The organism is Hirschia sp., assembly GCF_058892565.1.
The window spans coordinates 1-25,119 of sequence record NZ_JBZXVU010000030.1 but is presented as its reverse complement, the minus strand read 5'-3'; the positions used below and the strand labels follow the sequence as shown (position 1 = coordinate 25,119).

Annotated in this window: 25 protein-coding genes; 18 read left to right on the top strand and 7 right to left on the bottom strand. The window is 46.0% G+C overall.

All coding sequences use genetic code 11. The features are described from left to right. Positions 1-29: 29 nt before the first annotated feature. On the top strand, positions 30-1,433 hold the full coding sequence (locus AC5EF3_RS11665) for a sodium-dependent transporter (RefSeq protein WP_015826338.1): 1,404 nt from the start codon (positions 30-32) through the stop codon (positions 1,431-1,433). Positions 1,434-1,509: 76 nt separating this feature from the next. On the opposite strand, the gene pip is transcribed toward AC5EF3_RS11665, so the two are convergent. Continuing rightward, a complete protein-coding gene (gene pip / locus AC5EF3_RS11660; RefSeq protein ID WP_493548166.1) occupies positions 1,510-2,481 on the bottom strand; it encodes a prolyl aminopeptidase in 972 nt (323 codons plus the stop codon). Positions 2,482-2,606: 125 nt separating this feature from the next. On the opposite strand from pip, the gene AC5EF3_RS11655 reads away from it, so the two are divergent. From AC5EF3_RS11655 to AC5EF3_RS11625, 7 genes are all read left to right on the top strand, one after another. Further along, positions 2,607-3,245 (top strand): hypothetical protein, encoded by a 639-nt coding sequence (locus tag AC5EF3_RS11655; RefSeq protein ID WP_233356726.1) that lies wholly within the window; start codon positions 2,607-2,609, stop codon positions 3,243-3,245. A gap of 113 nt (positions 3,246-3,358) precedes the next feature. Beyond that, positions 3,359-4,519: an MFS transporter gene (locus AC5EF3_RS11650; protein ID WP_493548165.1), complete on the top strand. Its 1,161-nt coding sequence runs from the start codon at positions 3,359-3,361 to the stop codon at positions 4,517-4,519. 65 nt (positions 4,520-4,584) lie between these two features. Then, positions 4,585-5,727: an MlaE family ABC transporter permease gene (locus tag AC5EF3_RS11645; protein ID WP_493548164.1), complete on the top strand. Its 1,143-nt coding sequence runs from the start codon at positions 4,585-4,587 to the stop codon at positions 5,725-5,727. After that, the gene (locus AC5EF3_RS11640) at positions 5,727-6,503 is read left to right on the top strand and encodes an ABC transporter ATP-binding protein (protein ID WP_493548163.1); all 777 of its coding nucleotides are present in this window, start codon (positions 5,727-5,729) and stop codon (positions 6,501-6,503) included. Before AC5EF3_RS11645 ends, AC5EF3_RS11640 begins: the two co-directional genes overlap by 1 nt. Positions 6,504-6,517: 14 nt before the next feature. Next, positions 6,518-7,462: an MlaD family protein gene (locus tag AC5EF3_RS11635; protein WP_493548162.1), complete on the top strand. Its 945-nt coding sequence runs from the start codon at positions 6,518-6,520 to the stop codon at positions 7,460-7,462. A gap of 17 nt (positions 7,463-7,479) precedes the next feature. Next, complete coding sequence (locus AC5EF3_RS11630; RefSeq protein ID WP_015826345.1) at positions 7,480-8,247, top strand: ABC-type transport auxiliary lipoprotein family protein; 768 nt, start codon at positions 7,480-7,482, stop codon at positions 8,245-8,247. A gap of 204 nt (positions 8,248-8,451) precedes the next feature. After that, a complete protein-coding gene (locus tag AC5EF3_RS11625; RefSeq protein ID WP_015826346.1) occupies positions 8,452-8,826 on the top strand; it encodes a VOC family protein in 375 nt (124 codons plus the stop codon). A 64-nt stretch (positions 8,827-8,890) separates the two neighbouring features. Here AC5EF3_RS11625 and AC5EF3_RS11620 read toward each other — a convergent pair whose 3' ends face one another. Both AC5EF3_RS11620 and AC5EF3_RS11615 read right to left on the bottom strand, forming a co-directional pair. Beyond that, complete coding sequence (locus AC5EF3_RS11620) at positions 8,891-10,831, bottom strand: coiled-coil domain-containing protein (RefSeq protein WP_493548161.1); 1,941 nt, start codon at positions 10,829-10,831, stop codon at positions 8,891-8,893. 173 nt (positions 10,832-11,004) lie between these two features. Continuing rightward, a complete protein-coding gene (locus AC5EF3_RS11615) occupies positions 11,005-11,142 on the bottom strand; it encodes a hypothetical protein (protein WP_493548160.1) in 138 nt (45 codons plus the stop codon). A 373-nt stretch (positions 11,143-11,515) separates the two neighbouring features. Here AC5EF3_RS11615 and AC5EF3_RS11610 point away from each other — a divergent pair, with 373 nt between their 5' ends. After that, positions 11,516-11,884 carry an Hpt domain-containing protein gene (locus tag AC5EF3_RS11610; protein ID WP_233356727.1) on the top strand — a complete coding sequence of 123 codons (369 nt, stop codon included), beginning with the start codon at positions 11,516-11,518 and terminating at the stop codon, positions 11,882-11,884. Here AC5EF3_RS11610 and AC5EF3_RS11605 read toward each other — a convergent pair. From AC5EF3_RS11605 to gcvA, 3 genes are all read right to left on the bottom strand, one after another. Then, positions 11,848-12,246, bottom strand: a complete 399-nt coding sequence (locus AC5EF3_RS11605) for a chorismate mutase (RefSeq protein ID WP_015826350.1) — start codon at positions 12,244-12,246, stop codon at positions 11,848-11,850. The two genes, AC5EF3_RS11610 and AC5EF3_RS11605, sit on opposite strands and share 37 nt — an antisense overlap. A 134-nt stretch (positions 12,247-12,380) precedes the next feature. Then, a complete protein-coding gene (locus AC5EF3_RS11600) occupies positions 12,381-15,767 on the bottom strand; it encodes a hypothetical protein (RefSeq protein ID WP_493548159.1) in 3,387 nt (1,128 codons plus the stop codon). Positions 15,768-15,918: 151 nt separating this feature from the next. Continuing rightward, positions 15,919-16,860, bottom strand: coding sequence for a transcriptional regulator GcvA (gcvA, locus tag AC5EF3_RS11595; RefSeq protein WP_493548158.1), 942 nt, complete (start codon positions 16,858-16,860; stop codon positions 15,919-15,921). Between the two features lie 171 nt (positions 16,861-17,031). On the opposite strand from gcvA, the gene cobA reads away from it, so the two are divergent. The 7 genes from cobA to AC5EF3_RS11560 all read left to right on the top strand — a co-directional run bounded on the left by cobA (position 17,032) and on the right by AC5EF3_RS11560 (position 22,814). After that, a complete protein-coding gene (cobA, locus tag AC5EF3_RS11590; RefSeq protein ID WP_493548157.1) occupies positions 17,032-17,850 on the top strand; it encodes a uroporphyrinogen-III C-methyltransferase in 819 nt (272 codons plus the stop codon). After that, positions 17,847-18,167, top strand: coding sequence for a DUF2849 domain-containing protein (locus AC5EF3_RS11585; protein ID WP_493548156.1), 321 nt, complete (start codon positions 17,847-17,849; stop codon positions 18,165-18,167). The genes cobA and AC5EF3_RS11585 overlap by 4 nt, the downstream gene beginning before the upstream one ends. Continuing rightward, positions 18,167-18,811, top strand: a complete 645-nt coding sequence (locus AC5EF3_RS11580; protein WP_015826355.1) for a glutathione S-transferase family protein — start codon at positions 18,167-18,169, stop codon at positions 18,809-18,811. Before AC5EF3_RS11585 ends, AC5EF3_RS11580 begins: the two co-directional genes overlap by 1 nt. 2 nt (positions 18,812-18,813) lie before the next feature. Then, entirely contained in the window at positions 18,814-20,469 is a 1,656-nt protein-coding gene (locus tag AC5EF3_RS11575) for a nitrite/sulfite reductase (RefSeq protein WP_015826356.1), read from the top strand. Further along, a complete protein-coding gene (locus AC5EF3_RS11570; protein ID WP_493548155.1) occupies positions 20,456-20,983 on the top strand; it encodes a DUF934 domain-containing protein in 528 nt (175 codons plus the stop codon). Before AC5EF3_RS11575 ends, AC5EF3_RS11570 begins: the two co-directional genes overlap by 14 nt. 14 nt (positions 20,984-20,997) lie before the next feature. Then, entirely contained in the window at positions 20,998-21,741 is a 744-nt protein-coding gene (locus tag AC5EF3_RS11565) for a phosphoadenylyl-sulfate reductase (protein WP_015826358.1), read from the top strand. 335 nt (positions 21,742-22,076) lie between these two features. Then, on the top strand, positions 22,077-22,814 hold the full coding sequence (locus tag AC5EF3_RS11560; protein WP_493548154.1) for a hypothetical protein: 738 nt from the start codon (positions 22,077-22,079) through the stop codon (positions 22,812-22,814). 66 nt (positions 22,815-22,880) lie between these two features. On the opposite strand, the gene AC5EF3_RS11555 is transcribed toward AC5EF3_RS11560, so the two are convergent. After that, positions 22,881-23,297 carry a TerB family tellurite resistance protein gene (locus AC5EF3_RS11555; protein WP_015826360.1) on the bottom strand — a complete coding sequence of 139 codons (417 nt, stop codon included), beginning with the start codon at positions 23,295-23,297 and terminating at the stop codon, positions 22,881-22,883. 235 nt (positions 23,298-23,532) lie between these two features. Between AC5EF3_RS11555 and AC5EF3_RS11550 the strand changes: the two genes are divergently transcribed. Together AC5EF3_RS11550 and AC5EF3_RS11545 are read left to right on the top strand one after the other, a co-directional pair. Further along, positions 23,533-24,282 (top strand): helix-turn-helix transcriptional regulator, encoded by a 750-nt coding sequence (locus tag AC5EF3_RS11550; RefSeq protein ID WP_015826361.1) that lies wholly within the window; start codon positions 23,533-23,535, stop codon positions 24,280-24,282. 505 nt (positions 24,283-24,787) lie between these two features. Further along, a partial coding sequence (locus tag AC5EF3_RS11545) for a signal recognition particle receptor subunit alpha (protein ID WP_493548153.1) occupies positions 24,788-25,119 on the top strand: 332 nt, incomplete at its 3' end.

Here is a 25,119-nt window from a genome sequence, read left to right as displayed (position 1 = left end):
GTAAAATAGACAAGCGGAGCAATAATTATATGGTGGGCAATCCATCGGGGGATATTAGCCGAAAGAGTGATACTTGGGGATCACGTTTTGGTTTCATTATGGCGGCAGTTGGATCTTCTGTTGGCCTTGGAAATTTCTGGCGCTTTCCATACACGGCGGGAGAGAATGGAGGCGGGGCCTTTATTCTGATATACTTGCTCTGTGTCGTGGCAATCGGTTTGCCTGTTCTCATGGGAGAATATGCATTGGGCCGTAAAGCTGGTATGTCGTCAGTTGAGGGTATTCAATCTTTAGCGCGAAATGCAGGTAAATCCGAAAATTGGGGTATTATCGGTTGGGTTGGTGTTTTTGCGTCAACTTTCATCGTTTCATTCTATATGGTGATTTCCGCGTGGATTTTAGCTTTCGTACTTCAAGCGATAGGCGGTAATTTCGCAGGGATCACGCCTGAACAATCTGGTCAGAATTTCGGTGAAACGATCAGTAATCGCGGCAATATAATGGGGCTATTATTGGTGTTCCTAATAGCCAATGCTGTGATTGTTGGGCGCGGTGTGAAAGGCGGCATTGAAAAAGCAGCAACTATTTTGATGCCTGCTTTCTTCATTATGCTTTTAGGAGTTGTCGCATTTGCGGTTACAACGGGTGACCTGAAACAGACTGTATCATTTCTTCTTTCACCAGACTGGAGTGCTGTGAATTTTAGCACGTTCCTAGCAGCACTTGGTCAAGCTTGTTTCTCATTGAGTGTTGGATCTGTATTGATGGTTACCTACGGGTCATATCTTTCAAGAGACACTAATATCCCGCGGTCATCCTTTATCGTAGCGGGAGCGGATACAATGGTTGCGATTATCGCAGGGTTTGCGATTTTTCCAATCGTATTTCAAGCGGGACTTGACCCCGCAGGCGGGCCTGGATTGTTCTTTGTGTCTCTTCCGGTCGCTTTTGGGAGTATTCCTGGCGGTAACATTATTGCCATGGTATTTTTCTCATTAGCATTATTTGCAGCTTTCACATCCTCAATTTCACTCTATGAGGTGTCAGTTTCTTGGCTCGAAGAGCGTCATGGTGTTCATCGCATGGGTGCATCCATGGGAATGGCATTCATTCTTTTTGTTGTTGGCGTGGCATATATTTATTCTGGAGATTATCTGGATTTCGTTGATTTCTTGACGGGGAATATTCTTCTGCCTCTGGGAGCGCTATTTATAGCGATCTTTATTGGTTGGGTTTTGCCAAAATTAGATATGCTGGAAGAAATCGAAGATCAGAAATTGCATGCAGTTTGGTATACGGCACTGAGATGGTTTGTGCCTGTTTTTGTCGGAATTATTCTGTTCTTTGGAATTTTCGATGGATTGCAGGACACATTTGGGGTGCAAATGCCAGCATTTATGGAAAGCCTAATTGGTAGCAATAAATCCGTTTAAGGCGACTGATTATTGATAATAAAAAAGGCAGCTTCGAAATTTCGAAGCTGCCTTTTTATTGAATATTACGGCGAAGCTAACTAAATTTTTCTGCCATCAATTCTGTGGCTCGTATGAGCTCATCCACTATTCCTGGTTCCATGCTGGAATGCCCAGCATCACCAATGATTTTTAGTTCTGCACCATCCCAAGCTTTGTTCAGTGCCCATGCCGACGAAAGCGGCGTGACAACATCGTATCGACCGTGAACAATGACGCCTGGCAAATTTCCAAAGCTTGCTGCTTGTTCCAATAACCAGCCATCTTTTTCAAAAAAGCCTTTATTCCAGAAATAATGGCATTCAATGCGAGCAAAGGCATCAACAAATGCTTGTTCTTCAAATTTTGAAGGAAGCATTGATGGGCCTCGTATGGAAAGAGTTTCTCCCTCCCATTGTGACCAGGATTTAGCTGCTGCCGCGCGCTCTTCTTGGTTGTCACCTGTGAGGCGCGTGTAGAAGGCTTTAAGGAGGTTGTTACGTTCAGCTTTAGGAATTGGAGCAACGTATCTATCATACGCGTCCGGAAAGAGGCGACTCGCACCTTCTTGGTAAAACCACTGAATTTCTGCTTTTGTGAGAAGGAAAATACCGCGCAATACTAGGCCTAGTGTCGTTGATCGGTGAACGGCTGCGTATGTGAGGGCGAGTGTGCTTCCCCATGATCCACCAAATAATAGCCATTTTTCGACTTTCAGGTGCTCGCGAAGTTTTTCCATATCCGAAACGAGATCCCAAGTCGTGTTCTCTTGCAATTCCGAAAATGGAGAAGAGCGACCACACCCACGTTGGTCAAAAATAATGATTCTGTATTTGGTCGGGTCAAAAAAACGGCGCATGTCTGGGTTTGAGCCGCCGCCAGGGCCACCATGAAGAGCGATAACGGGGATACCGTCGGGATTTCCAGATTCTTCCCAGTATAGTTCGTGAATGTCGGATACACGAAGACGCCCAACTTTATTCGAGTCTATTCTGGGAAAAAGAAATTTGCGTGATCGATTATTGTTCATGACTGCTTCACTAGTACTGTTTTATAAAGAATTGAAGGACTCTCGTTAAAAGATGTTCACGTTTCTTCTAAATTGTTGTTATATGCAACAGGGTGGGTGAAACGGTGTTAAGCGGGGAAAAGGTATTGTCGCGTAGAATTTTCGTCGGAATCATTGCTGGAACTACTCTGTTGTCTAGTGGCTGTGCCACAGTTGCTGTTTTTGAAACTGTATCTGAAACTGAGATACAGCTTACGAAACCCCAGTCTGAATTACATAAAGCATCAGTCGCTTTTTGTGAAACAAGTCAGGACTCAAAATGGGCAAATGGCGAAAGTAACTTTTCAGCACTGATGAAAATATGGGGCGGTGACAATGAGGTTGGCAAAGCTTACTGGGAACATCTTACGCAGTTTGAGCCTGACGCAAGTGAAATTGCTGAATTAGTCAATTATGATGTTTCAAGTGCGATTGAAAGTCTCGCCGAGGTAAATCAACTCGCGCAGGCATTATTGCCATCTCATGGGGCTGTAACCAAGCCTAGAAATGCTGATGTACGTGAATTTGAACGCGTCGTGATTCACGCCGGACAGGCGCGGGAAACATTTGCAGCATCATTTTTAAGAATAAAGCAAACAGATAGTTCCGCGTTGGAAGATATTGACCCGGTTAAAGTTCTTGAGCCATTCGACAAAGAGTTGGAATTGGCGCGTTTGATTGTGGATGGACTTGCTGCGGCACGTATGTCTGAAGTTCTGGCATCCTTGGAAGAGCCCACTTCATAATAATTTCAATTGGGTCGATTGATCTGAAAAGTGCGATATTTTTAATTGCGCCAAGAAATTTCTTGTTTAAATAGTCTAAGCTAAGACAGTTTGATTGAAGGAATTTGCTCGACATGAGTAACGCATGGCGAGCCACAGCATATCTAAGTCTTTTCTATTTTATTTTTGGGCTTCAATTACCCTATTTGCCGGTCTGGCTGGAAACTGCGCGTGGTCTAGATGGGCCTCAGATCAGCTTCGTACTATTTGGTGCTCTTTTGGCGCGTGTTATCGTTGGACCGGTGATTTCTGGATGGGCCGATGCGCGCACAGCAAAAATTGCTTCGGTTCTAATGGCTGCTGGGGCCGGATTTGGTTATTTTGTATTAAATCTCACCTTTGATCCAATTTTTCTTGCGATTGTTGGCTTCTTTTTGATGTCGATAGTGCACGCTATCATCCCGTTGGGAGAATCTAGCCTTTTACTCGTGGCTGGCGAAAGCAGACCAAGTTTTGGTCAAGGGCGTGCTCTAGCATCCCTGTCTTTTGTATTCGGCGTATTTTCTGGTGGTTTTCTTATCCAATATGTTGGTGTGTCCAGTTTGGTGCCGGTGATCACTTGTCTCTTTGTTGGCTTGATGCTGATAGGTTGGTTGGTGCCGTCCATTCCCTTGGGAGAAAGCGGCACAGAAGCTGGGCTATGGTCGCGTATGGCACGAGGTATCCGATTATATCGACGTCCTACCTTATATTTGCTTTTGATAAGCGCGTCCTGCATTCAGGCAGCTCATGCATTTTATTATGGGTTCTCCACAGTGATCTGGGAAAAGCAGGGGTTTTCGGGGACAGAAATTAGTTTTTTATGGGTAACAGGCGTATTGCTAGAAATAGCATTTCTTGCTTTTGCATCTAAATTTCCAGCATGGGTTACACCTCAGCGTCTCGTATTGATAGGGGCGATAGGGGCAGTGCTGCGTTGGGTTTCGTATGGGTTTGCCCCTGATCTGTTAAGTGCTTTTATTTTGCAAAATCTCCATGCATTAACCTTTGCTGCGACATTTATCGGAGGTGTTCGCATGGTGCATAGCGAGGTTGCCAAACAAGATCAGACCTTGGCATTGTCTCTTCTTGCTGCGATTGCTGGCGCGATGACTGGGGCTGCTGGGGTATTATCTGGCTATTTATACGAAGGAATTGGCGTTCGAGGATATTGGGCTATGGCTGCATTGGCGGCAATTGGAGGCTTATTCGCGTGCTTGATGATGTTAAGGATATCTACTCGCCTTGAACGATAAAGTAGGTGATTTTTAAAGCTATTTAGTAGAGTTTAAGTCAAGAATGGACGCGATAGGAGCGCTTCTTGGCACATGCCCAAGCTCGATTTGATATCACTACAGACCTAGCGGGTGATCCTGTTATGGTGCTGGAGGGAGCGTGGACGGCATTCACTGTTGGTGCAATTGATAAACCCTTACGTCAACTCACGTCCAAAGATGTCAGTAAAGATGTCTCGTTAGATGTCTCTCAATTAGAAGATTTTGATACTGCCGGTGCGTATGTTGTGGATCGTACGCTTCGCCAATTGGGTGCCCCTTCTGGTAGTTTGGCGAAAATAGTTGGAGACACACATAGTGTTATGTCCCTGCTTACCGCTGTAAACGCTGCCAAACCTGAGCCAGTTAAGAAAGCAAAAGATAGGCATGGCTTCACCCAATTGCTTGACCGAGTTGGCCATGGAACTGTCGATGCCTTAAAAGAGGGTTGGGGTATTTTGGAATTCATCGGTGAGGCATTCACAACTGTTTTCTTTTTGCTTCTAAATCCCAAGAAAATACGGTGGACATCCGTTGTCGCTATAATGGAAGAAGCAGGCTTGAATGCGCTTCCAATCGTGTCGATGTTATCTTTCTTTATCGGTATCGTGATCGCCTTTTTGGGGGTGAATTTGCTTCAATCTTTTGGGGCGCAAGTTTTCACTGTCGAAATGGTCGGATTTCTGATGTTGCGTGAATTTGGTTTGGTGTTGACGGCTATTTTGCTGGCGGGGCGAACGGATAGTTCATTTACGGCTGAAATTGGCGCAATGAAGATGCGGGAAGAAGTCGATGCAATGCGGGTCATGGGGTTGAACCCGATGGAAGTATTGGTGGCTCCAAGGTTAATAGCATTGCTTGTGATGACACCTTTCCTGTCATTTTTTGCGATGATTTCGGGACTCGTGGGAGGTTTGTTGGTGATGTGGGGTGTGATGGATATCTCCCCAGCCATGTTCATTCAACGCATTCAAGACACCGTTCCAGGTCAGAATTTTTGGGTAGGAATTGTAAAAGCGCCTGTGTTTGCAACTGTAATTGCGCTGGTCGGGTGTCGTCAGGGATTGCTTGTATCAGGTGATGTTCAATCTCTTGGTCAGCGCACCACTTCATCTGTCGTTCAGGCCATTTTCCTTGTCATTGTCATCGATGCAATCTTTGCCATCCTCTATATGGAGATGGGATTGTAATGATGGAAGATGGTCACAAACTTGCTATTCGTGTGCGTAATCTGACCAATCAGTTTGGCACTAAAGTGGTGCATAAAGATCTAGACCTTGATGTGCGTGATGGTGAAATCATGGGTGTGATCGGACCTTCAGGTACAGGGAAGTCTGTGTTGCTGCGTTCGATAGTTGGACTTATTCAACCTAAGAAAGCGGATATCGAAGTTTACGGGCAAGACCTTACATCGCTTGATCGAGAAGAGCGGCGAGTGATTGAACAAAAATGGGGTGTTATGTTTCAGGATGGAGCATTGTTTTCAACGCTTAGCGTCCAAGAAAATATTATGGCACCCATGCGCGAACACCTAGATATGCCTATTGCATTGATGCAAGAATTGGCATGTATGAAAGTACAAATGGTTGGTTTGGAAGGGGATGCAGCTCCTAAACGTCCTTCTGATCTGTCTGGTGGAATGCGCAAACGTGCTGCTTTGGCGCGTGCTATGGCGCTTGATCCAAAATTGTTATTCCTAGATGAGCCAACTGCTGGACTGGATCCAATTGGTGCGGGAAATTTTGATCTGTTATTGCGCTCTTTGTGTGATGCGTTGGGGCTTACTGTATTTTTAGTGACGCATGATTTGGATTCGTTACATGCTGTTTGTGATCGGATAGCAGTTTTAAATGATGGCAAAGTGTTGGCTGTTGGGACGATGGATGAAGTTCGAGCAAACCCTCATCCTTGGATACAAGAATACTTTTCCGGGCCGCGTGGACGCGCAGCTCTGGGTAATAGTTAGAAAGGGCGGTTCAAATGGAAACGCGCGCAAATTACGGACTGATCGGGGCTTTCGTTCTTATGGCGATGGTGGCTTTTGTGCTGTTCGCAGTTTGGATATCCAAGGTTCAATTCTCCAAAGAATTTTCAGTCTTTGACGTTGTGTTCGAAGGGGCAGTTAATGGGTTGTCTGAAGGTGGAGAGGTTCGCTTTAACGGTATCAAAGTTGGAGAGGTCACTGATCTAGGGCTTGATGCACAAGACCCAAATAATGTGATCGCGAGAATTCGCGTTGATGCAAACACGCCGGTTAAGTCAGATTCTCGTGCTGAATTAGGGCTGCTTGGTATTACGGGCATGACGTTCATTCAGATCAAAGCAGGTAGCCCTGATGAACCGCTATTGAACAAAGGCATTCGTCCCTATCCGCCGCGTATTAAAACGGACAAGACGCAATTGGATAAAATCTTTTCAGGGGGAGAGGGGCTCATTGAATCGAGTACGGATGCTCTGGATCGCGTTAGCCGAATGTTTAGAGATGAAAACGTGACCCGCATCTCTAATATTCTAGCAAATATCGAAGATTTAACAGCTGTGGCGAATGGTCAGAATGGAATTGCTGCTGACGCTCAGCGCGCTATTCAAGCGCTGGAGGGGGCCGGTATAGCCATGAATGATGCTGCTGTGGCTGTGGATGCTGCGAGTGTCCAATTTGATGCGAATGTGGCGTTGATGACGAAAGATACAATGCTTTTGCTTAAAGACATGCAGAATGTTGTTAAAAGTGCAGATCATGCAGTCGGCTCAGTTGAGGGGGTTGTTATGGACGAACTTGCACCGAGCGCAGAAGAAGTTATGAGCGAATTGTCGACGACGTTACAGGATGTGCAATTGCTTGTGCAGAGACTGGACGGTGTTGTTGCTGAACTTGAACGCGATCCACGAGAATTTGTGCTTGGCGATGTCAAACCATATGAGTAATGGGAAATAGATAGAAAATGTTTATTCGTTTGAAAAAGCAAATGTATGTGCTTCCTCTTATTCTTGTTGGAATGGGACTGGGCGGGTGTGTATCTGTACTGCCAGAGCCTAAACAGCCTGATGCTTTGGTACGGTTGCCAACATCTGGGATGCGCGGTGCCAGCTCTCCATTGAACACGAATATTGTTGTTCATATTCCTGATGCCATGGGGGCTATTTCTGGTGCTGAAATCGCTGCGTCTGATAACCAACGTATTCAATATATCAATGATGTGCGTTGGGCAGACTCGCCAGCCCGATTGTTCCAAGCTGCTGTCGTGGATGCACTAACTGTCTCCGAAGGCGATGGGTTAGCCGTGCCAGTGCAGGTTGGTGCGCGTGGTGAATATGATCTTAGACTGAGCATATTGGACCTGACAGTAGATAATGAAAAAGAAGAAGCTGTTTGTAAGGTACGTGTGGTGCTGACTCGTTCTGGTGATAAGAGCATTATTGCTTCGGATGTTTTGCAAGCTGTTGAGTTGCTAGAGAATAAAAAATCTGTAGATCGCGCTGAGGCATTGGCGCGTGCGATTAGCAATGCCGCGGAAATTACCGCTGATTTTGTGGCAACACATGCACAGCCATATGATCTTGATGCTGAACGTCGCGCTAAACGTCTTGAAAAGCGCGCTGAACGTAGAAAGCAACAGGATGAAGATGCGGCCAAAGACGAATTAGAAAATGAGTTGGAGCCAGAAGAGATTATTCCAGAATTTCCACCTGAAATTCAATTAAACACCTGATTTCATATTATAAATAATTTATAAAACCGTCTAAACATTCTTTGTTTAGGCGGTTTTTTATTGCGACTGGTTCTTTGTCTACTGCCAAGCGGCACTCGTGATTCTTTTCTAAAGAATAAATAATGGAATCTCTACTGTCAGTTTTGTGTCAGCAGGGCATGTATCAACGTTGCATCGTTTAATTGATATGCAAGGGGTTTAATCATGATTGGCTATACAACTGTTGGCACAAATGATTTTGAAAGCGCAACTAAATTTTATGATGCATTTTTTGCAGAACTTGGCGCAAAACGTACAATGGAAACCGATGGATATGTTGTGTGGGGCACAAGCCCTGAAGCGACAGCTTTTTCTGTTGTAAAGCCGCATGATGGCAAAGCGGCGACTGTCGGAAACGGCGTTATGATTGCCTTGGCGGTAGAAAAGCCAGATCAGGTTAAGGCTCTTTATGAGAAAGCCATCGAACTCGGTGGGAGTTGTGAAGGAAAACCGGGCCCACGTGGCGGTGGGTTTTATGCCGCTTATTTCCGCGATCTTGATGGCAATAAATTGAATGCTTTTTGCATCGTAGCAGAATAAAGACCTGCTTATAAAAAATCCCGCTAGAATTCTATATTCTAGCGGGATTTCATTGTTTTCTAAGTTATTTTGTTAGTGCAGCATCCAGTAGCAAATAGGCTGCTAGTCTCGGGTCTGCATCTTCACGTGAGCGTTCAGCACTTTCCAAAAATTTCATGGCTTCGTTTTCTTCGAGTGCGAGATAGCTCTCAGCTGCAATACGCAAGTCTTCGTCTTGGGTAAGTAGACGTTGTATTTGTGTAAGCTCACCTGGGGCTGCTTGCTTGGTTGCCCGACGACGCTGGCGTTCACCTCTTGCAGTTGCTGCTGCAATACGACGTAGGTCAGAAGAACGAATTGCGCGTTTTAGTCGAATGCCTGAACGGTCCAATTGTTCAACGAAAGCTAGCGCTGTTTGGTGATGCTCTTCTTCGTTGCCTTCTGTCCCTATGCTTGAAAGCAGGTCACGCCAAGACATGCTGGACTGGGCGTCTTGTTGTGTTGTTTTTGAGCGTCTTTTTTCTTGCTCAAGAGTATGAGCTTCGTGAGCTGCTGCAGCTGTCGCACTAGAAGGTTCTGCTGTTGCTGTTGGTTTGGCGCCGCCACGTTGGTAATCTGGTGTTGAAGAAGTGTTGTCTAAGTCTTCAATTTCTAGAGGATCAAAGGGTGAAAAGTCTGGTTCTTGTGTGTGTTTTGGTTCAACTCTCGTTGGTGTAACTGTTTCTTCAGTGCGAGAAGGGCGCGGGGCCGGTTTTGACACACGTGGAGCCGGTGCTTCATAAGGTGTTTCTACTCTACGAGCATGTGAGACAGTGTCGTCGAGACCATCATTTAAAAGTTGAGATGCGCGTTCGATACGAGACCTAGCGCGATCAAGTCCAGCTTCTGCTGCTTGTGTTGCGCGCGTAGCAGCTGTGTACATGTGCTCGCCCATACGGTCCATGCGTTTTTCAGTCTCTTCAACATGGCTGTTGGTTGTTTCCATAGCCTGTTTTACAAGACCTTCAGCACGTGCTGCTGTTTCGATCAGGCGTTTCATTGCTTCTTCGGCTTCACTATTTGTTTTTGAAGCTTGTTGAGCAACTTGTTCGGATGAAATCCGTGCACCATCTAGGGCATTATCCATGGCCTGACGAATTGCTGCGGCTGTTGCCTTGGAAGCTTCAACGGCCATGTCGCCGGCTTTCAGTGCATTATCAACTGTGCGCGATGAACCAAGTAGGTTTTCATTGATAGACATAAGTGACTGCACCAATTGCTGTGCACGTTTGCGGCTTTCGGCTGTCATATGATCAAGGTTTGCGGCAGAGGCAGCGAGATTTTTACCGGTCACTTCAATAGTGTTGAGGCGATCGTCTAATTGTTTGCCGGCTTTTTGAACTTCGTTTTGAGCCATCGTGGCTGCACGCGTCATTTTTTCAGCATGCATCGGGATGGCTTCAGACAATGAAGCTGCTTGAGACCGAATAGAATTAGACAGGCTGGACAATTCATCACGTTCAGCTGCAAGTTTGAATTTGAGCGCTTCAGTATCAGCGCGCACAATCTCAGCAGCTTTTATTGCAGCATTTGAGCTTTCTTCCATATCCTGACGGATGACTTGAACGCGGGCTTCAGTCTCGTTGAGTGTATCGTAGATTTCATCAGAACGCTGAGCTATTACAGATCCAAGTGTATCCACTTCGCCGGACAAAGCGGAAGCCGGTGAAAGCAATTCTTGAGTTGCAGCAAGTACGAGTTCATTTGCTCTTGCGGAGCGTGTTGATTCCCGTGCCATGAATCCAGACATGATTAAAGCTAAGCCGGGCCCTGCGGCCATAGCGACAGCACCTGCTAGCTCCGCAGGAGGCATTTCCTGAAGGGCTGCAACACCATATTTGCCGATTGAATAGGCTGCTGCTCCGCCCCACCATGTGAAGGCAAGAGCGGTCGTGCCCCAAGGCATCCAGCTACCGGCTTTGCGGGCTTGGCTTAACCTTATTTCGAGGTCTTTTTTGCTTTGAATAGGTTTGGCTACTTTGTTCATGACATACAACTATACAGATGACTCTGTCTTTATACAGTCAAGATCTGGGCCATTACATGTCAAATTAGCCAGTTAAGCGAATTTTTCGAAAATATACCCATGTAAAACCTGAGTATTCTTATAATCGAACACAAATACTCGTGCTCAGAATGCCTTGATGACGGTGTGACTAATTAAAACAGACGTTGGGCGCTTGCAGACGCTTGTGGTTTATTCGTGTCGTCTTGTTTCTCTGGAGTAACGTCTAAACCAGCCCAAGACATCAATAAAACAAGCAAAGAATCGCGAACGAGAATTAAAAGACCCAGCATAATTGCCTCCACAGTTTGTCGGGACAATGATGTCAAAAAAGTCAAAAATCAAGTTAAACTTCATTCTAAAGTCGAAAAACGAATATTTGACAGTGGTTCAAGGCTGGTTGGAGCATAGAAGAGGGAAGATCTGTATTTACAGGATGTCTTTGGCGAGGAATTGTAATGTTAGATCTGCGACTGTTTATATTTGGGACAATCAACACCGGAATTGTATCATTTCGGAACGAGCTGAACCGTTATGCCAATTGGTGGTTTTTGGATTTTTTGTCAGGCAGACTTAACCATTAAGGCATCTTTATTCTCTTGCTGCTCATATAATGCTTAGCAAATTTAATGTGCGACGTTCTACAGGACCAATAGGCGAGAAATGATGAGTAAAATAATCGATTTGGACCACCTTAACGCCATGACTGGCGGTGACGTAGAGCTTGCGCGAGAGGTTTTAGGTATTTTTAAACATCAAAGTGACATTTGGGGGCGACTGCTTGATGTTAACGCGCCGTGCGAGCAATGGGCTGATGCTGCGCACTCAATTAAAGGGTCGGCGCGCAGTATTGGTGCAATGGAGCTAGGAGAAGCATGCCATGCGGCAGAAATACGTGGTCGTGAAGGAAATGTTTCCGCCGCAGAAGCGGGTGTGTTGATCAGCGCAATCAAAGATAAAATGACCGAAGCCACCGAAGCATTAGCAAAGGTTGAGCATCAATTGTCGATGTCAGAATCCTTTAAGGCATCGTAAGAGCTATATTCATAGGCGATGGAGCGCTCTATCAATAACCGCCAGACAGGGTCTGCAATCTCTGCTGGTAGATTGTGTTCCTTGGAATGAGCTAACACTTTTGCAACGACATCTTCAATGCGCGGCACATCGCGAACCATTTCTCTATCTGGTTTAATGCGCGAAGCAGCTTTTATATAAGTTGTACGTTCAGCGAGTATCTCCACAAGGAGGCGGTCTATTCGGTCTATCTCGTATCGAACATCCGTCATGCTTTCACATTCAGGGCCTGTTTTCTTGCGAGGGTCGGAATTATAGGTCTCACCCGTGATGTGATTTGTGTCAGAGCCATCTGAGGCGCTTTGGGAGGTGGACTTACTCAATTCTTATCTCGCTCATTTTATGAAGGAATGATGAGGAAGGGGTATGCTGAACTTACCGTTATGACAAGAAGTCAAAGAAAACAGGCGACATTTTCACGCGGCCTGTTTTCAATATGTTTAAATTCTGGTGTCTTCTACCAGAGATTTGAACCACCCTGTAGGAAATCCATTTGTGCTGTTGAGCGAATGTCATAGCCAGTATTTGGCTGAACGTCCGCTGTCCACAAGCCGTTTGGTTGCAAGCAAGCCTTTAAAATACCAGTTTCGCTGCCTGTTGCATAAGTCGCTGTTTGACAGTCTGGGGCAGGAGGTTGATATTCATCACCTGAAACGTCACTTGCAGAATTGACAGTTCCGCCTAAAGCTGTGGCTGCATTAAAGCCATCATAGCGCATTGATGCGTCGGTTTCATACGCTGAAATTGTCGACGTGTAATCTGTGCGCACATATCCATATCCAACACCGTTTTCACCAAGTAATGTCCAGCTTTCGCCGGTTGGTGTTGTTGATACAGAAACAGCTTCTAAAACTTCGCCGCGCATAACTGTGTCAGCATTTGGTACAATTGTACCACCAGGAGCATTCATTAAACGAACTTGTTTTTCAAGTTTAACAAGGCTTGTTGTCAGAGCGATTGGCGTCGCTGTTTGAGCGGATGTTTCAGAGTTAGCTGTTTTTCCATCAAAGGATAATTGGCCAGTTTGGCCATCGGGTGAAGAAATGCTCACAGCTTTGATCGTGTTTGTCTGACTGAACAGCGTGCCGATACGTTGGCTTGCAGAGCCACGACCATGGCGGGCATCGCGGCGCAATGTTTCAGGTTCAAATAAAATAGCTTCAGCTTCTTCTGATAGAGCGGAACGCGAAGTGTCATTTGAACTTGAATATGCGAGCTCATTTGAAGCGAGAGGCGCGCTCGTGATCATTGAAGGCGTCGGTGTGTTTACAAAAGAAAGACCAGATGTGGCACCTTCTTTTGTCATCCAATCACCATCTGGTGTCATGCAAGCAGCATGGCTTGAACCAGCACCACCAACAGATATTGTATAGTCACGACAAGGCGTGCTGACATCGATACGTTCTACAACGCTTTGTGATACGGTCGTTGTAAATGGGCTAACTGTTTGAGTTTGCGTGTCTGACAGGCTGACAAGATCGAGAGAGGGGACATATCCAATCGCGACCCCGTTTTGGCCAACCATAGACCATTGCTCACCAGATGAATCCGTGACGGAGCCCATGCGCTCAAGCGTTGTGCTGAGTGGTAGGTTTTTCAGTACAGTCTGATCATATTGGCGTGGAGCGGCATGTAGTTTTGTTGGTGTTGTAACGCGCACCCAGTCATCTTTGAGCAGCATGTAGCGCGGCAATGGCTCGATGTTATCAGCTCGCGATACAAAAGTTGGACGAACTTCATTCTGTGTAGATAGGAAGTGAAGATCTACGCGTGTTCCATTTTGTGTGATGATTGAATTGACTTCACCATCTGGAGTCGTTTTGGCGGCGTGACGTACATTGTATGCAAATTGCTTTTGTTCTTTAGCGGCCAGATATGATCCGTTTGCAAACAATGCATCAATAATGGTTTGCGGCATGCTGCCAGAGCGCATGACGCCATCATATACACGCTCTCCAACACTAACACTTACCGGAGCTATTGCTTTTGCTGTGTTCGGGCGCAGGATTTTAGATAGAAGTGGCTGCTTCGTTTTTGCTGTTGAAGTGGAATTTCCGAACAATTTAGGTTTCGCTGGTTTAGGTGCGATTGTCGGAGCTGTCACTTTCGCAGAAGTGGTGGGCTGCGTTACTTCAGGTGATGTCGCTTTAGGTGTAGGCGGCGCGATGATCGGCGCGGCGGGTTTTGAAAGCGTCAAGCTTGGCGCTTTTTCAGACACTTTAGGCTTTGTAATTTCAGCAGATTTTAGATCTGGTGAAGAAAGAGTTGTTGAGTTTGGAGATAGCGTACGAGAATCCGTAGGTGTTGTTGTTTCGCTCTCTTTAGGGATTGAAGCAAATAATTCACTGGATGGTTCGCTAATTGCGGTGTCAGAATTTTCTGTTCCGCTTGCTGTTAGGTCTGAGAATACACGCTGGTCGTTGAGCGGTGCATCGGCAGATGTTGAACTGGAAGCTGTTGTTGCCGCATCTGTTGTCGTCGTATCACGTGCAGTGATATTTGGCTGGCTTGGCGCAGTGTTATTTCCAGCATCAGCGATTTGAACACTATCATCATCGCCTTTAGGCAGCATGAAGTATACAGCAGCACATATAGCTGAAATTGATGCAGCACCCGCTAGATATAGGGCGATGCGGCGTCCGCTGCCATCAGAATCGTCCTGTGATGGAACATAATATCCATCATTGTCATCTATGCCTGGTTCGTAAACTTGCTCGTCAGAATCGTAATATGTCGCTGCAGTTTGGCGGGGTGTTACGATTGGACTATTGTGTTTTGGTTTTGCCAGACGGGTGTTGAACGGTGAATTTTTCGTGGTTGAATGCGCTGCGCCGGCACCTGCGGAAAGTGACACTGCCAAGCGTTCTTCTTCAGTGAGACCATCATCTGCTTGGGTGTCAGTTTGACTGGATTTGCCCTGACTTGGCGGGAAGGCAATAACCTGACCAGATCCGTTTTTGTCTTCTGATGGCGAGTTTTGACTCGATTTAGTGTCGAGTTCGTCGCTATCTAGTCGTGCATCCGGCACGACTAATTCATCACTTTCTGTGTCAACACTGGTGTCATTGTCTCGAAACTCTTCCTGATCCAATTTGTGGGCTGTGTTTCCAGAGCCGCGTCCACTGACTGGCAGGACGGGTGGCATTTTGCCAATTTCGGAAGCGTCTGAAACAAGTTCAGCATCTTCCAATTCTGGAATTTCTATATCAGTAGTTTCTAGAGTTGGGGTTTCTAAATCATTAACGTCAATGTCAGGAATATTTAGACTTTCGCTTTCTTCCAGTGCAATCAGTTCGTCTTCTGGAGGTGGCGGAGGAGTACCTAAAGTGAATTTTTCTGTGTCGTCTTCATCTTCAAGACTGTATTCGTTTTCTTGATCAAACGATAAAGATTCAATTGAAGTGACGTCTGAATCTTCCAATGATTCTTCTAGCTCTAGGCTGTCGTCCAATTCATCTAAATCTTCAAGAACTGGAGGTGCTGCCAATACGTCGTCAAGATCTGCTTCTTCGAGCTGAATCGTGTCTGTTGGTGCATCAAGGTCGGGTAGATCTGATGGAATATCAGGTAAGTCTGTCGAATCGTCTGTTTTTAGATCTTCTGGGAAAATCTGTTCTACCGCTTTTGTGATTTCATCTTTTGTATCATCTAAAGCTGATTCAGCGCTCTCACTGATTTGCTCAGACACGTCTGAAAACACATCTTGTGCATCTTTTAGAGGAGTCTCTACGGCTTCTTCTTTTGCGTTTGATTGAGATTTGCTATCCCAGTATGAACCGCTGCTGCGTGGACGCACCAGTTTGTCATTTAATGAATCATTGCTGCCTTGACGCCAAAAAGTCATGGTAACTCGCCCAATAGAATCTATACACGCTCGTACACTAGCACGAAGTGTCCAGAAGGTTAATCTTAATCAATCGTTAAACCATTGAAACGGATTTCACATAAATTGTCGAGAGTCTATGAGATTCGCGTATGAAGAAGTGTGTTAGGAACTATACACCAACGACTTGATCTGATTGTGCTTCTTCCTTGATCCATTTGATGAATTCGCGTGCAATTGGCGATTGGGTGCGGCCGCGTGGCCAAACAGTCCAATATGCAAAATCTATTTCATTTGTGCCGTCTGCAAACGGGGCAATTAATCGCCCGCTTTCAAGGTCGCCAGCCGCGATTGCTTTTTTTGCTAGTGCGACGCCGCGTCCTGAGGCGGCAGCATCTACGACGACTGCCGATTGATTAAAGCGCGGGCCACGAGAGGAATCGACCCCCTCAACATCGCGTGCAGCCAACCAGCTTGCCCAATCTGGACAGGATGGGTCATTTTCAGGGCTTTCATCATGCAAAAGTGCGTGATGTTTAAGGTCAGCTGGGGTGCGAAGCGGATGTTCACCCTCTAAAAGTGTAGGTGAGCAAACGGGCAGAACTTCTTCAGACATAAGTTTTTCGATGCGTAGGCCGTCATAATTTCCGCCGCCATACCGAATTGCGAGATCAATTTCTGGGCCTGCAAAATCCACAACAGCGATATCTGCTGAAACCCAGACTTCTGCTTCGGGGTGGAGATGTTGAAATTTATCCAGCCGGTGCGCCAGCCATTTTGCTGCAAAAGACGGGGCGCATGAAATCATTAAACGGTTTCGGCGCTTTGGCGCACGCAATACATGTGTAGCTTCGGCCAATTGTTCAAACGCATTGGTTAGCAAAGGTAGCGTGGCTTCACCGACATCTGTCAATAAAACCTGACGTCCTGTGCGGCGAAATAATGGTGCACCTGCAAATTCTTCTAGGTGTCTGATCTGTTGCGAAATCGCACCGGGTGTTACATTTAGCTCTTCTGCTGCCTTCGTGAATGACAATCTGCGAGCTGCTGCTTCAAAAGCGCGAAGCGCATTTAAGGGCGGAAGACGGTCTATTGGGTTATCAGATTCAGTCATTGTGAAGATGCTCTAATGTTTCAGCTTAGCTCAATTGCATTGTAACGGAGCGCAGACGGCGCCACTTATGGTCTGTGATGTAGGGTAGATAGTATTTACCCTTCTAAAGTATTGGCTGTTTTGCGTGGGCTTAAAGCGCTTAAGTCTTGAGCAAAACTAAAGGGTTCAACTATGACGCATTCTCCCAAAGTGGACAAGTCTCATTCTCAATCGTTTGCGAGTGGATCAGTTTGTCTAATAGGAGCAGGGCCAGGTGATGCTGAATTGCTCACGCTCAAGGCATTGAAGCGCCTTCAGTTGGCGCAAATTGTCTTTTATGACCGTCTTGTCGGTGCTGATATCATGGATTTGATACCTGAGGATGCGGTGCGTGTGCCTGTGGGGAAATCCAAAGGCGACCATTCCGTTCCACAAACGCAAATACATGAAAAACTGATAGAAGCGGCGAAAGCTGGCTTGCGTGTGGTGCGCCTTAAAGGCGGTGACCCATTTATTTTTGGACGCGGCGGCGAAGAGGTGCAGGCGTTAAGGGCAGCAGGCATTGCCTGTGAAGTTGTGCCGGGTATTTCGTCAGCGCTTGGATGTGCGGCGGCTCACCAAATTCCTTTGACGCATCGTGATCATGCTCAATCGGTTACATTTGTGACTGGCCATGCGAAATTAGGCGATATACCTGATCTTGATTGGAATGCGCTGGCGCGCGCTAATCAGACTGTGGTCGTTTATATGGGCGTTGGCACTGCACCGGCTATTACAGACCGATTGATGCGTGCTGGTCGTGATGGATCAACGCCTGTAGCAATCATTGAGAATGGTACGCGGGCTGATGAGAAAGTTGTGTATGGGCAACTAGAGCGCCTGCCTGATTTGCTCGAATTAAATAATATTGCCGGACCAGCGCTTTTGGTTATTGGTGAGGTTTCAGCGCTTGGTTTGAGAACGTTGGCTGAATCTGAATTTCAACATTTTTCTGGGGAGGCAGTACAATGAGTTCTGTACGTCCAAAACTAAAACCTGAAGTGCCTAAAGTTGTGACGGCTTGGGATGCGCCAAATGGTTATACGATTTATCGCACAGCCTCTGGTGACTGGACGCAAAAAGTTTCTGAAGCTGAGGTCGTGACGCATGACGCCGCAGATGAAGCATTGGCTTTAGCTGTTAAAGATCAAACGCGTGCAAATGACCCCTATTTGATGGAAGTCTCAGAAGATGGTCAGATTATCGGGCGCGAAACTCTAAGAGAGAGCATTCGTGCGAATGGTCCGACATGTCACCCCCAATATGGGCGTCAGGCTGGAGACGCATAATGCCTTCTCGTAATATCTCTAAAATGACTCTCTATGGAGATAGCATAAGCGGCAACTGCCTGAAGGCTCGTTGGGTCGCTGAATTGACAGAAACACCCTATGATTGGGTGGAAATGAATCTGTTAAAAGGTGATACGCGTTCAGAAGCATTTCTAGCGATTAATCCTGCTGGGCAAGTGCCTTTGGCGCGCTGGCCGGATGGGCGCATTTTGCCTCAATCTAACGCAATAATGCTTTATCTCGCGGAAGAAGCTGGATCTGACCTTATCCCAGATTCAGCCTTTGAACGGGCGCAAATGATGTCTTGGTTGTTTTGGGAGCAATACACGCACGAACCTGCGATTGCAGTGCGTCGTTTTAAGAAAGTGTACCTAAAACAAGCCGATGACGAGATTGATCCTGAGTTAATGGCCAAAGGGCGACGCGCCCTTGGAACATTGGAAATGCAGCTTAATTACTCTGACTATCTTGTCGGTGAAGCGCTATCTTTGGCCGATATTGCGTGTGTCGCATACACACGCTGGGCGCATGAAGGTGGCTTTGATATTAATGAATTTCCCGCTGTGCGCCGTTGGGTAGCACGCGTTGAAACGGATTTAGGGCTTGAACATGCCCATCCTGAACTTTCCCACGGAGACGAATAAATATGTACCGTTATGATGAATTTGACGAACAAATGGTTCGTGATCGCGTGGCCCAGTTCAAAGGTCAGGTTGCGCGTCGTCTATCTGGCGAATTGGATGAAGACCATTTTAAACCATTGCGTTTGCAAAATGGTGTCTATCTGCAATTGCACGCTTATATGCTGCGTATTGCAATTCCTTATGGGCAGTTGTCGTCTAAACAAATGCGCACATTGGCGGATGTTGGCGAGAAATATGATAAAGGCTATGGCCATTTCACGACACGTCAGAACATTCAGTTCAACTGGATTGCGCTAAAGGATATCCCAACTGTTTTGGAAGAGTTGGCGAATGTTGAAATGCACGCCATTCAGACATCTGGGAACTGTATTCGTAATGTGACGACTGATCAGTTTGCTGGGGCGACAGCTGAAGAAATTGAAGATCCGCGTCCTTGGTGTGAGATCATCCGTCAATGGTCGACTTTCCATCCTGAGTTTGCGCACTTGCCGCGCAAGTTTAAAATTGCAGTAACAGCGGCTGAGAACGACCGTGCAGCTATTCGTGTGCACGATATCGGCTTGCACATGAAGCGTAATGGTGCGGGTGAGGTCGGGTTTGAAATCATTGTTGGGGGCGGTCTTGGCCGTACGCCTGTCATTGGAACCACGGTTAAAGACTGGGTTGCCAAGGATGATATTCTTGATTGGCTTGAAGCTATCATGCGCGTTTACAATCTGCATGGTCGCCGTGACAATAAATATAAAGCGCGTATCAAAATCTTGGTCACTGAGCTAACACCTGAAGTGTTTACCCAACAAGTGGATGCCGAATTTGCGGCGCAGCGCGACGAAGAAAAAGTGCGTTTGCCGCAAGAAGAAGTTGATCGTATTTCAGACTATTTCAAAGCGCCAGCATTTGAAACTTTGCCAGCTGACTCAAAAGCGTTTGAAGAAGCCAAAGCAAATGATGCAGCGTTTGCAAAATGGGCTGAGACGAATTTGTCTGCGCACAAAGTGGATGGATATACGTCTGTCACTATTTCATTGAAGCCGTTGAATGTCGCGCCGGGTGACGCAACATCAGCCCAGATGCGAGTTGTGGCTGATATTGCCAAAGCATACTCATTTGATGATTTACGCATTACCCACATTCAAAACATCGTGCTGCCGCATGTGAAATTGGATGAAGTTTATAATGTCTATCTTGCACTAGATGATGCTGGTCTTGGGGCTGACAATGTGGATTTGGCTTCTGACCTGATTTGTTGTCCTGGGCTTGATTATTGTAACCTTGCGAATGCGCGCTCGATTCCGGTTGCGATGGAAATTCAGAACATGTTTTCCAAATATGACCGTGAATTGGGTAAGTTACACATCAATATTTCTGGCTGTATCAATGCATGTGGTCACCACCATGTTGGCCATATCGGTATTCTAGGCGTCGATAAAAAAGGTGAAGAATTCTACCAAATCACCTTTGGTGGGCGCGCTGATGAAAAAGCACGTATTGGAGACATTCAAGGACCGGGACTTCGCTATGAAGAAGTGACGCCGGCGCTGGAACGTGTGGCCAAGAAATATTTGGAAATTCGTGAAGCATCTGACGAAAAATTTATCTCAACGCTGGAGCGCCTTGGCGCTGAGCCATTCAAGGAGGCTCTTTATGCCGACAGTTAAATTCGAGAACGGCAAAGCTGGCATTATTGAAGATGCATTTGTGTGTGTTGAAGAAGATCAGACAATTCCGACAGACGGGCCTGTATGTGTATCTTTGGAGCGCTTTAAAGCTGAGAAAGACGCGATTCTAGCGCGCAATGGCGACATTGGGGTGCGCTTAAGCGAAGCTGATGATGCACTTGAGCTGACGGACGTGATTGACCGTTTGTCTCTGGTTGAAGTGACATTTGGTAAATACACAGATGGTCGCGGTTATTCTCAGGCTCAACTTTTGCGCCGTCGCCTTCAATTCAAAGGTGAAGTGCGTGCGATTGGGCAGGTTTTGCGTGATCAAATGGATCAAATGGCGCGTTGTGGTATTGACAGTTTCGTTTTTGAACCCACTTCAGGTGAAGCGTCAAATGTGGTCGAAGATGCGATCTCCGATTTCACATATGCATATCAACGCACGTCAGGTGCAACTGTCCCCATTTTTGAGCGTCGTCATGCGGCTTCAAAAACGGTGTCAGAATAAGGAGGCTATCTTTAATGGCCGATACTGGAACCATTCCTGCGAATGAAACACGCGAAGATCGCTTGTTCCGTTTGAATAAAGAATTACGAGATGCGTCTGCACAGACCATCATCCGTGCTGCGCGTAAGCGCGAATTTGGTGAACGCATTTGTTATGTGTCCTCATTTGGTGCGGAAAGCGCTGTGATGTTGGCGTTGATTGCGGATGTGGACCCATCTTTTCCTGTTCTTTTTATTGATACAGGCATGCACTTTCATCAGACACTTCAATATCGTGATGATTTGGTCGAATTTCTCGGCCTAACAGGTGTGAAAACTATTCATCCTGATGAAGAAGAGCGCTTGATCGAAGATCCAAAAAACGATCTTTATAAAACCGATCCAGATGTGTGTTGTGAAATTCGCAAAGTGCGACCGCTAGAGCCTGCTTTGCATGGGTATGATGCATGGATAACTGGGCGAAAGCGTTTTCATGGTGGTGAACGTATGCAATTGCCTGTGTTTGAATTTGCAGCTGGTCGCTATAAAGTGAATCCACTCGCGTCTTGGACACCTGAAGATGTGCAATTATTCTTTAAAAACCGGAATTTACCGCGTCACCCATTGCTAGAACAGGGATATCCTTCAATTGGATGTTGGCCATGTACGCAGCCTGCTGAAGATCCAAATGATCTTCGTTCAGGTCGCTGGGCGGGTATGGATAAAACCGAATGCGGCCTACACGTTGAAAAAGGTAATGGGCGTCCTCGTCCTTTCTAGGGCATTTGAGGTTCCTTACAATGAGCGGTTAGAAAGCACGTTCGAACTTGGTTCGGATGTGCTTTTTACTTTTAAGGCTGCTTTTTAGAGTAAAATTTGGAGAAAGGGGCATGGGTTATGCTCCGTTGAAACATTCATCTTTAGGTTGATTTTGTTTGCTATTGAGGTGAAATTTAGTCCCGTTTTTCATTCATGGCATGAATCTGACTGTTCTAATCCATTCATCACGTGTTAAGAGCGGAACAACCAAGTTAATGACAGGTTAATTTCTGCATGTCTTGGAACAAGCTGGCCATGGGCGCGTTAGTTTGCTGCATCAAAGGGGTAATGCTGTGATGAATATTTCAATTTGGTGGGCAATTCCAGCACTAACAGGGCTTATTGGTGTTTTGATGGTTGGCGGTGGCTTAGGTCGTTTATTCCGGTTCAAGATGTTTTCCGGTTTGAGCCGTTTCCTGTTTGGGGGTGTCTTTCTATCCGGTACAGCTGTGGCTGTTTTAGCGGGTATGAATTTGCAAACTTATGCACGTTTAACCTATGAGCGTCCGGCGGCAGAAATTACTTTTTCACAAACTAGTCCGCAAGCATTTACGGCGACGATGCGCGTGCCAACTGGGCAAGGCGAAGACTTTGGTGAACCTGTCATTTTTGAACTGACGGGAGATGCTTTTCGTGTTGATGCCCGTTTTCTGAAGTGGAAACCTTGGGCGAATGTTACCGGGTATGATGCTATTTTTCGTCTTGATCGTCTTCAAGGGCGATTTGATGAAGTGAATCAAGAAAACAACGCGCCTCCAAAAGCTTTTGATTTATCACCTGTGGGTACATCTGCTGCACTCGATATCTATCAATTGTCTCGCAAGAATGAAATTTTCAAAAACCTCAAAGCTGTAGATGCCATATATGGAAATGGTGCTTATGCACCAATGGCGGATGGAGCTGTCTATGAAGTGGTTGCGACTCAATCTGGTCTTGTGCCGCGCCCTAAAAATGAAGCTGCACGTGAAGCTGCAATGCAATGGGGGGCACCAACATCCTTAAAAACACCTAGTTTGGGACAGGTTGGAGAGTGAAATAAAAACGCCGCCCAAGACATAAGGTCTAAGACGGCGTGTTCATAATCTAATAAAGCGCTGTAATTAGGCGCTGAGACGCGGTGCGATTTCAAAATTAGCATCACCCATTGCTGGACGAATAATTTGAACCACAGATTTTGGAAGGTCGAGTGCTTCAGCAGCGCTAGCGACGAATTCCTCTTCCGCTTCGTGGATGTTTCCATCCGCAGCAGCGACATGCCAGAGTGCTTCCATAAGGTCCATGCGGTCTTCTTCAGGAGAATAACGCAAGGCCCCCAAGGCTTCGTTTAGGCGGTTGCCAGATGTGCGACCCAAAGCAGCATTATCGCCGGGTGCCCACGGGCGCTCAGGTTCATCAGAACCTAAGTTGTTCAGGTAATCATAGGCTGCGTCTACTTCTTGATCATTGATTGTTTGATCAGCTTTGATCAAACCCATGAGAAGGGTAGCTGCAGACATTCTAAATTTAGATGGTAGCATCTAATGGAACCTCAATAGTGTGTGTGCCTATGACCCTAATTTGCATCAGACTCTTTAATGCTCGCTTAATTGAAGAAAAAAGAGTTTTAATTTTTTTGCTAAAAATGAAGATGATGTTTTTATTGCAGCTGCACAGTGTGTGACTTTGATGGAAATATCGAATTGAGTTTATTCATTTTTGAGCTAGTCTATTTGGTATTCGACGTCTGTTGTTGTGAAGAAGGCCGTGAATACCATGTTTAGTCAAACTTTCATGGATGGTTGTGATCGTTTGCAGTCCGCCAAAAGTCAGGAAGAAATAACGAAAGCTATTCAAGGTTTTGTCGAGAATAAAGGATTCTGGTCGTTTAATTTTGGATATCTAGACACGTTGAATTTCTCTAGAGCTGATGCCCCGCTTAAATTCATTTCGACAATGAGTGACGATTGGGCTGAGCACTATATGAATGAAAAATATGAAGAAGTTGACTTTGCTGTTCGGGAACTACGCAAAGAAAGACCAACGCCAATATTGGTCGGATATGAACTCCAAAAAAAAATGCAAGTGCTTACCAGCGATGAAGAAAAATATTTAAGAGACGCTGCTGAGGCAAATTGGCAAAATGGGTGTGTTATTCCTTTAGGGTCTTTGCCGATGGATAATAAGCCACCGGCGGGTATTGGGGTTGCATCAGAGTTGCGTGAGAAAGAGTTTCTGAAGGTCTGGGAAGCTGGGGCGAGTGAAATATTGGTTTTTATGAACTTCATGAACCAAGTTCTGTCCCAATCCATAGCTGATCTATTATATAGCATAGAACCACTAACTGATAGAGAGAGAGATTGTCTCGCATTTCTAGCACGAGGACTGCGGCCGGATCGAATTGGAGATGAACTTTCAATCGCGACAGTCACGGTGAATATGCATATTCGAAATGCTAGATATAAGCTCAAAGCGACAACTAACGCTCATGCTGTCGCAAAAGCAATCCGATTGAATTTTATATAAGACCTATCAATTTTGATAGGTTGCGACTTATTTGCAATTAGCTATATTGTATATAGCGTACCTCTGGGTTGAAATGGGACGTAAGGAACACACTATATTCGTGTTCTATCAACAAGCACATTATATTCGTGCTTAATACGGTCAGCTAATTAGCTGGCCGTATTTTTATTTGGTTCAACGTAAATTCCATATAGCGGGTGATGAAGTGTCTTGAGAATGTGTTGAATTGTCTCAACCTTGACTCTTCTGTGTCTTTGCGCCTAAACACCACGATCTTTCCGCGTAGCTATACCTGCGCCTTGATCTGGGACGACCCTGTTTCATCAGATGAGCCCAGCATAAGCACCCTCGCTCAGCGCCTAGCGCCCAGCGGGGTTAACTTGCTTTGTGCGCGTTTTATTCGTGCAATTGAGGAGCGTGACTGTTGCAAGGAAAGGCGAGTGACGCCATCTTGGCCTTATGGTTAAAACCGGCATCATTCCAATAGAATTAAAGGAGATCGCGCATGTTTGACGCGCTAACAGATAGACTCTCGGGCGTATTTGATGGCCTGACCGGAAAGGGTTCCCTTTCTGAAAAAGACGTGTCGTCTGCGCTGCGTGAAATTCGTGTAGCTCTTCTTGAGGCTGATGTTGCGCTTGATGTCGTCAAGCAATTCATTGCCGATATTAAGCCTAAAGCCGTTGGTGAAGATGTTATCCGCTCTGTGAAGCCGGGACAGCAAGTCATCAAGATCGTAAATGATGGCTTGGTTGAAATGCTTGGCGGCAATGAAGAAGCCCAAGGGCTTCGCATTGATAATATTCCAGCCGTCATCATGATGGCAGGTTTGCAAGG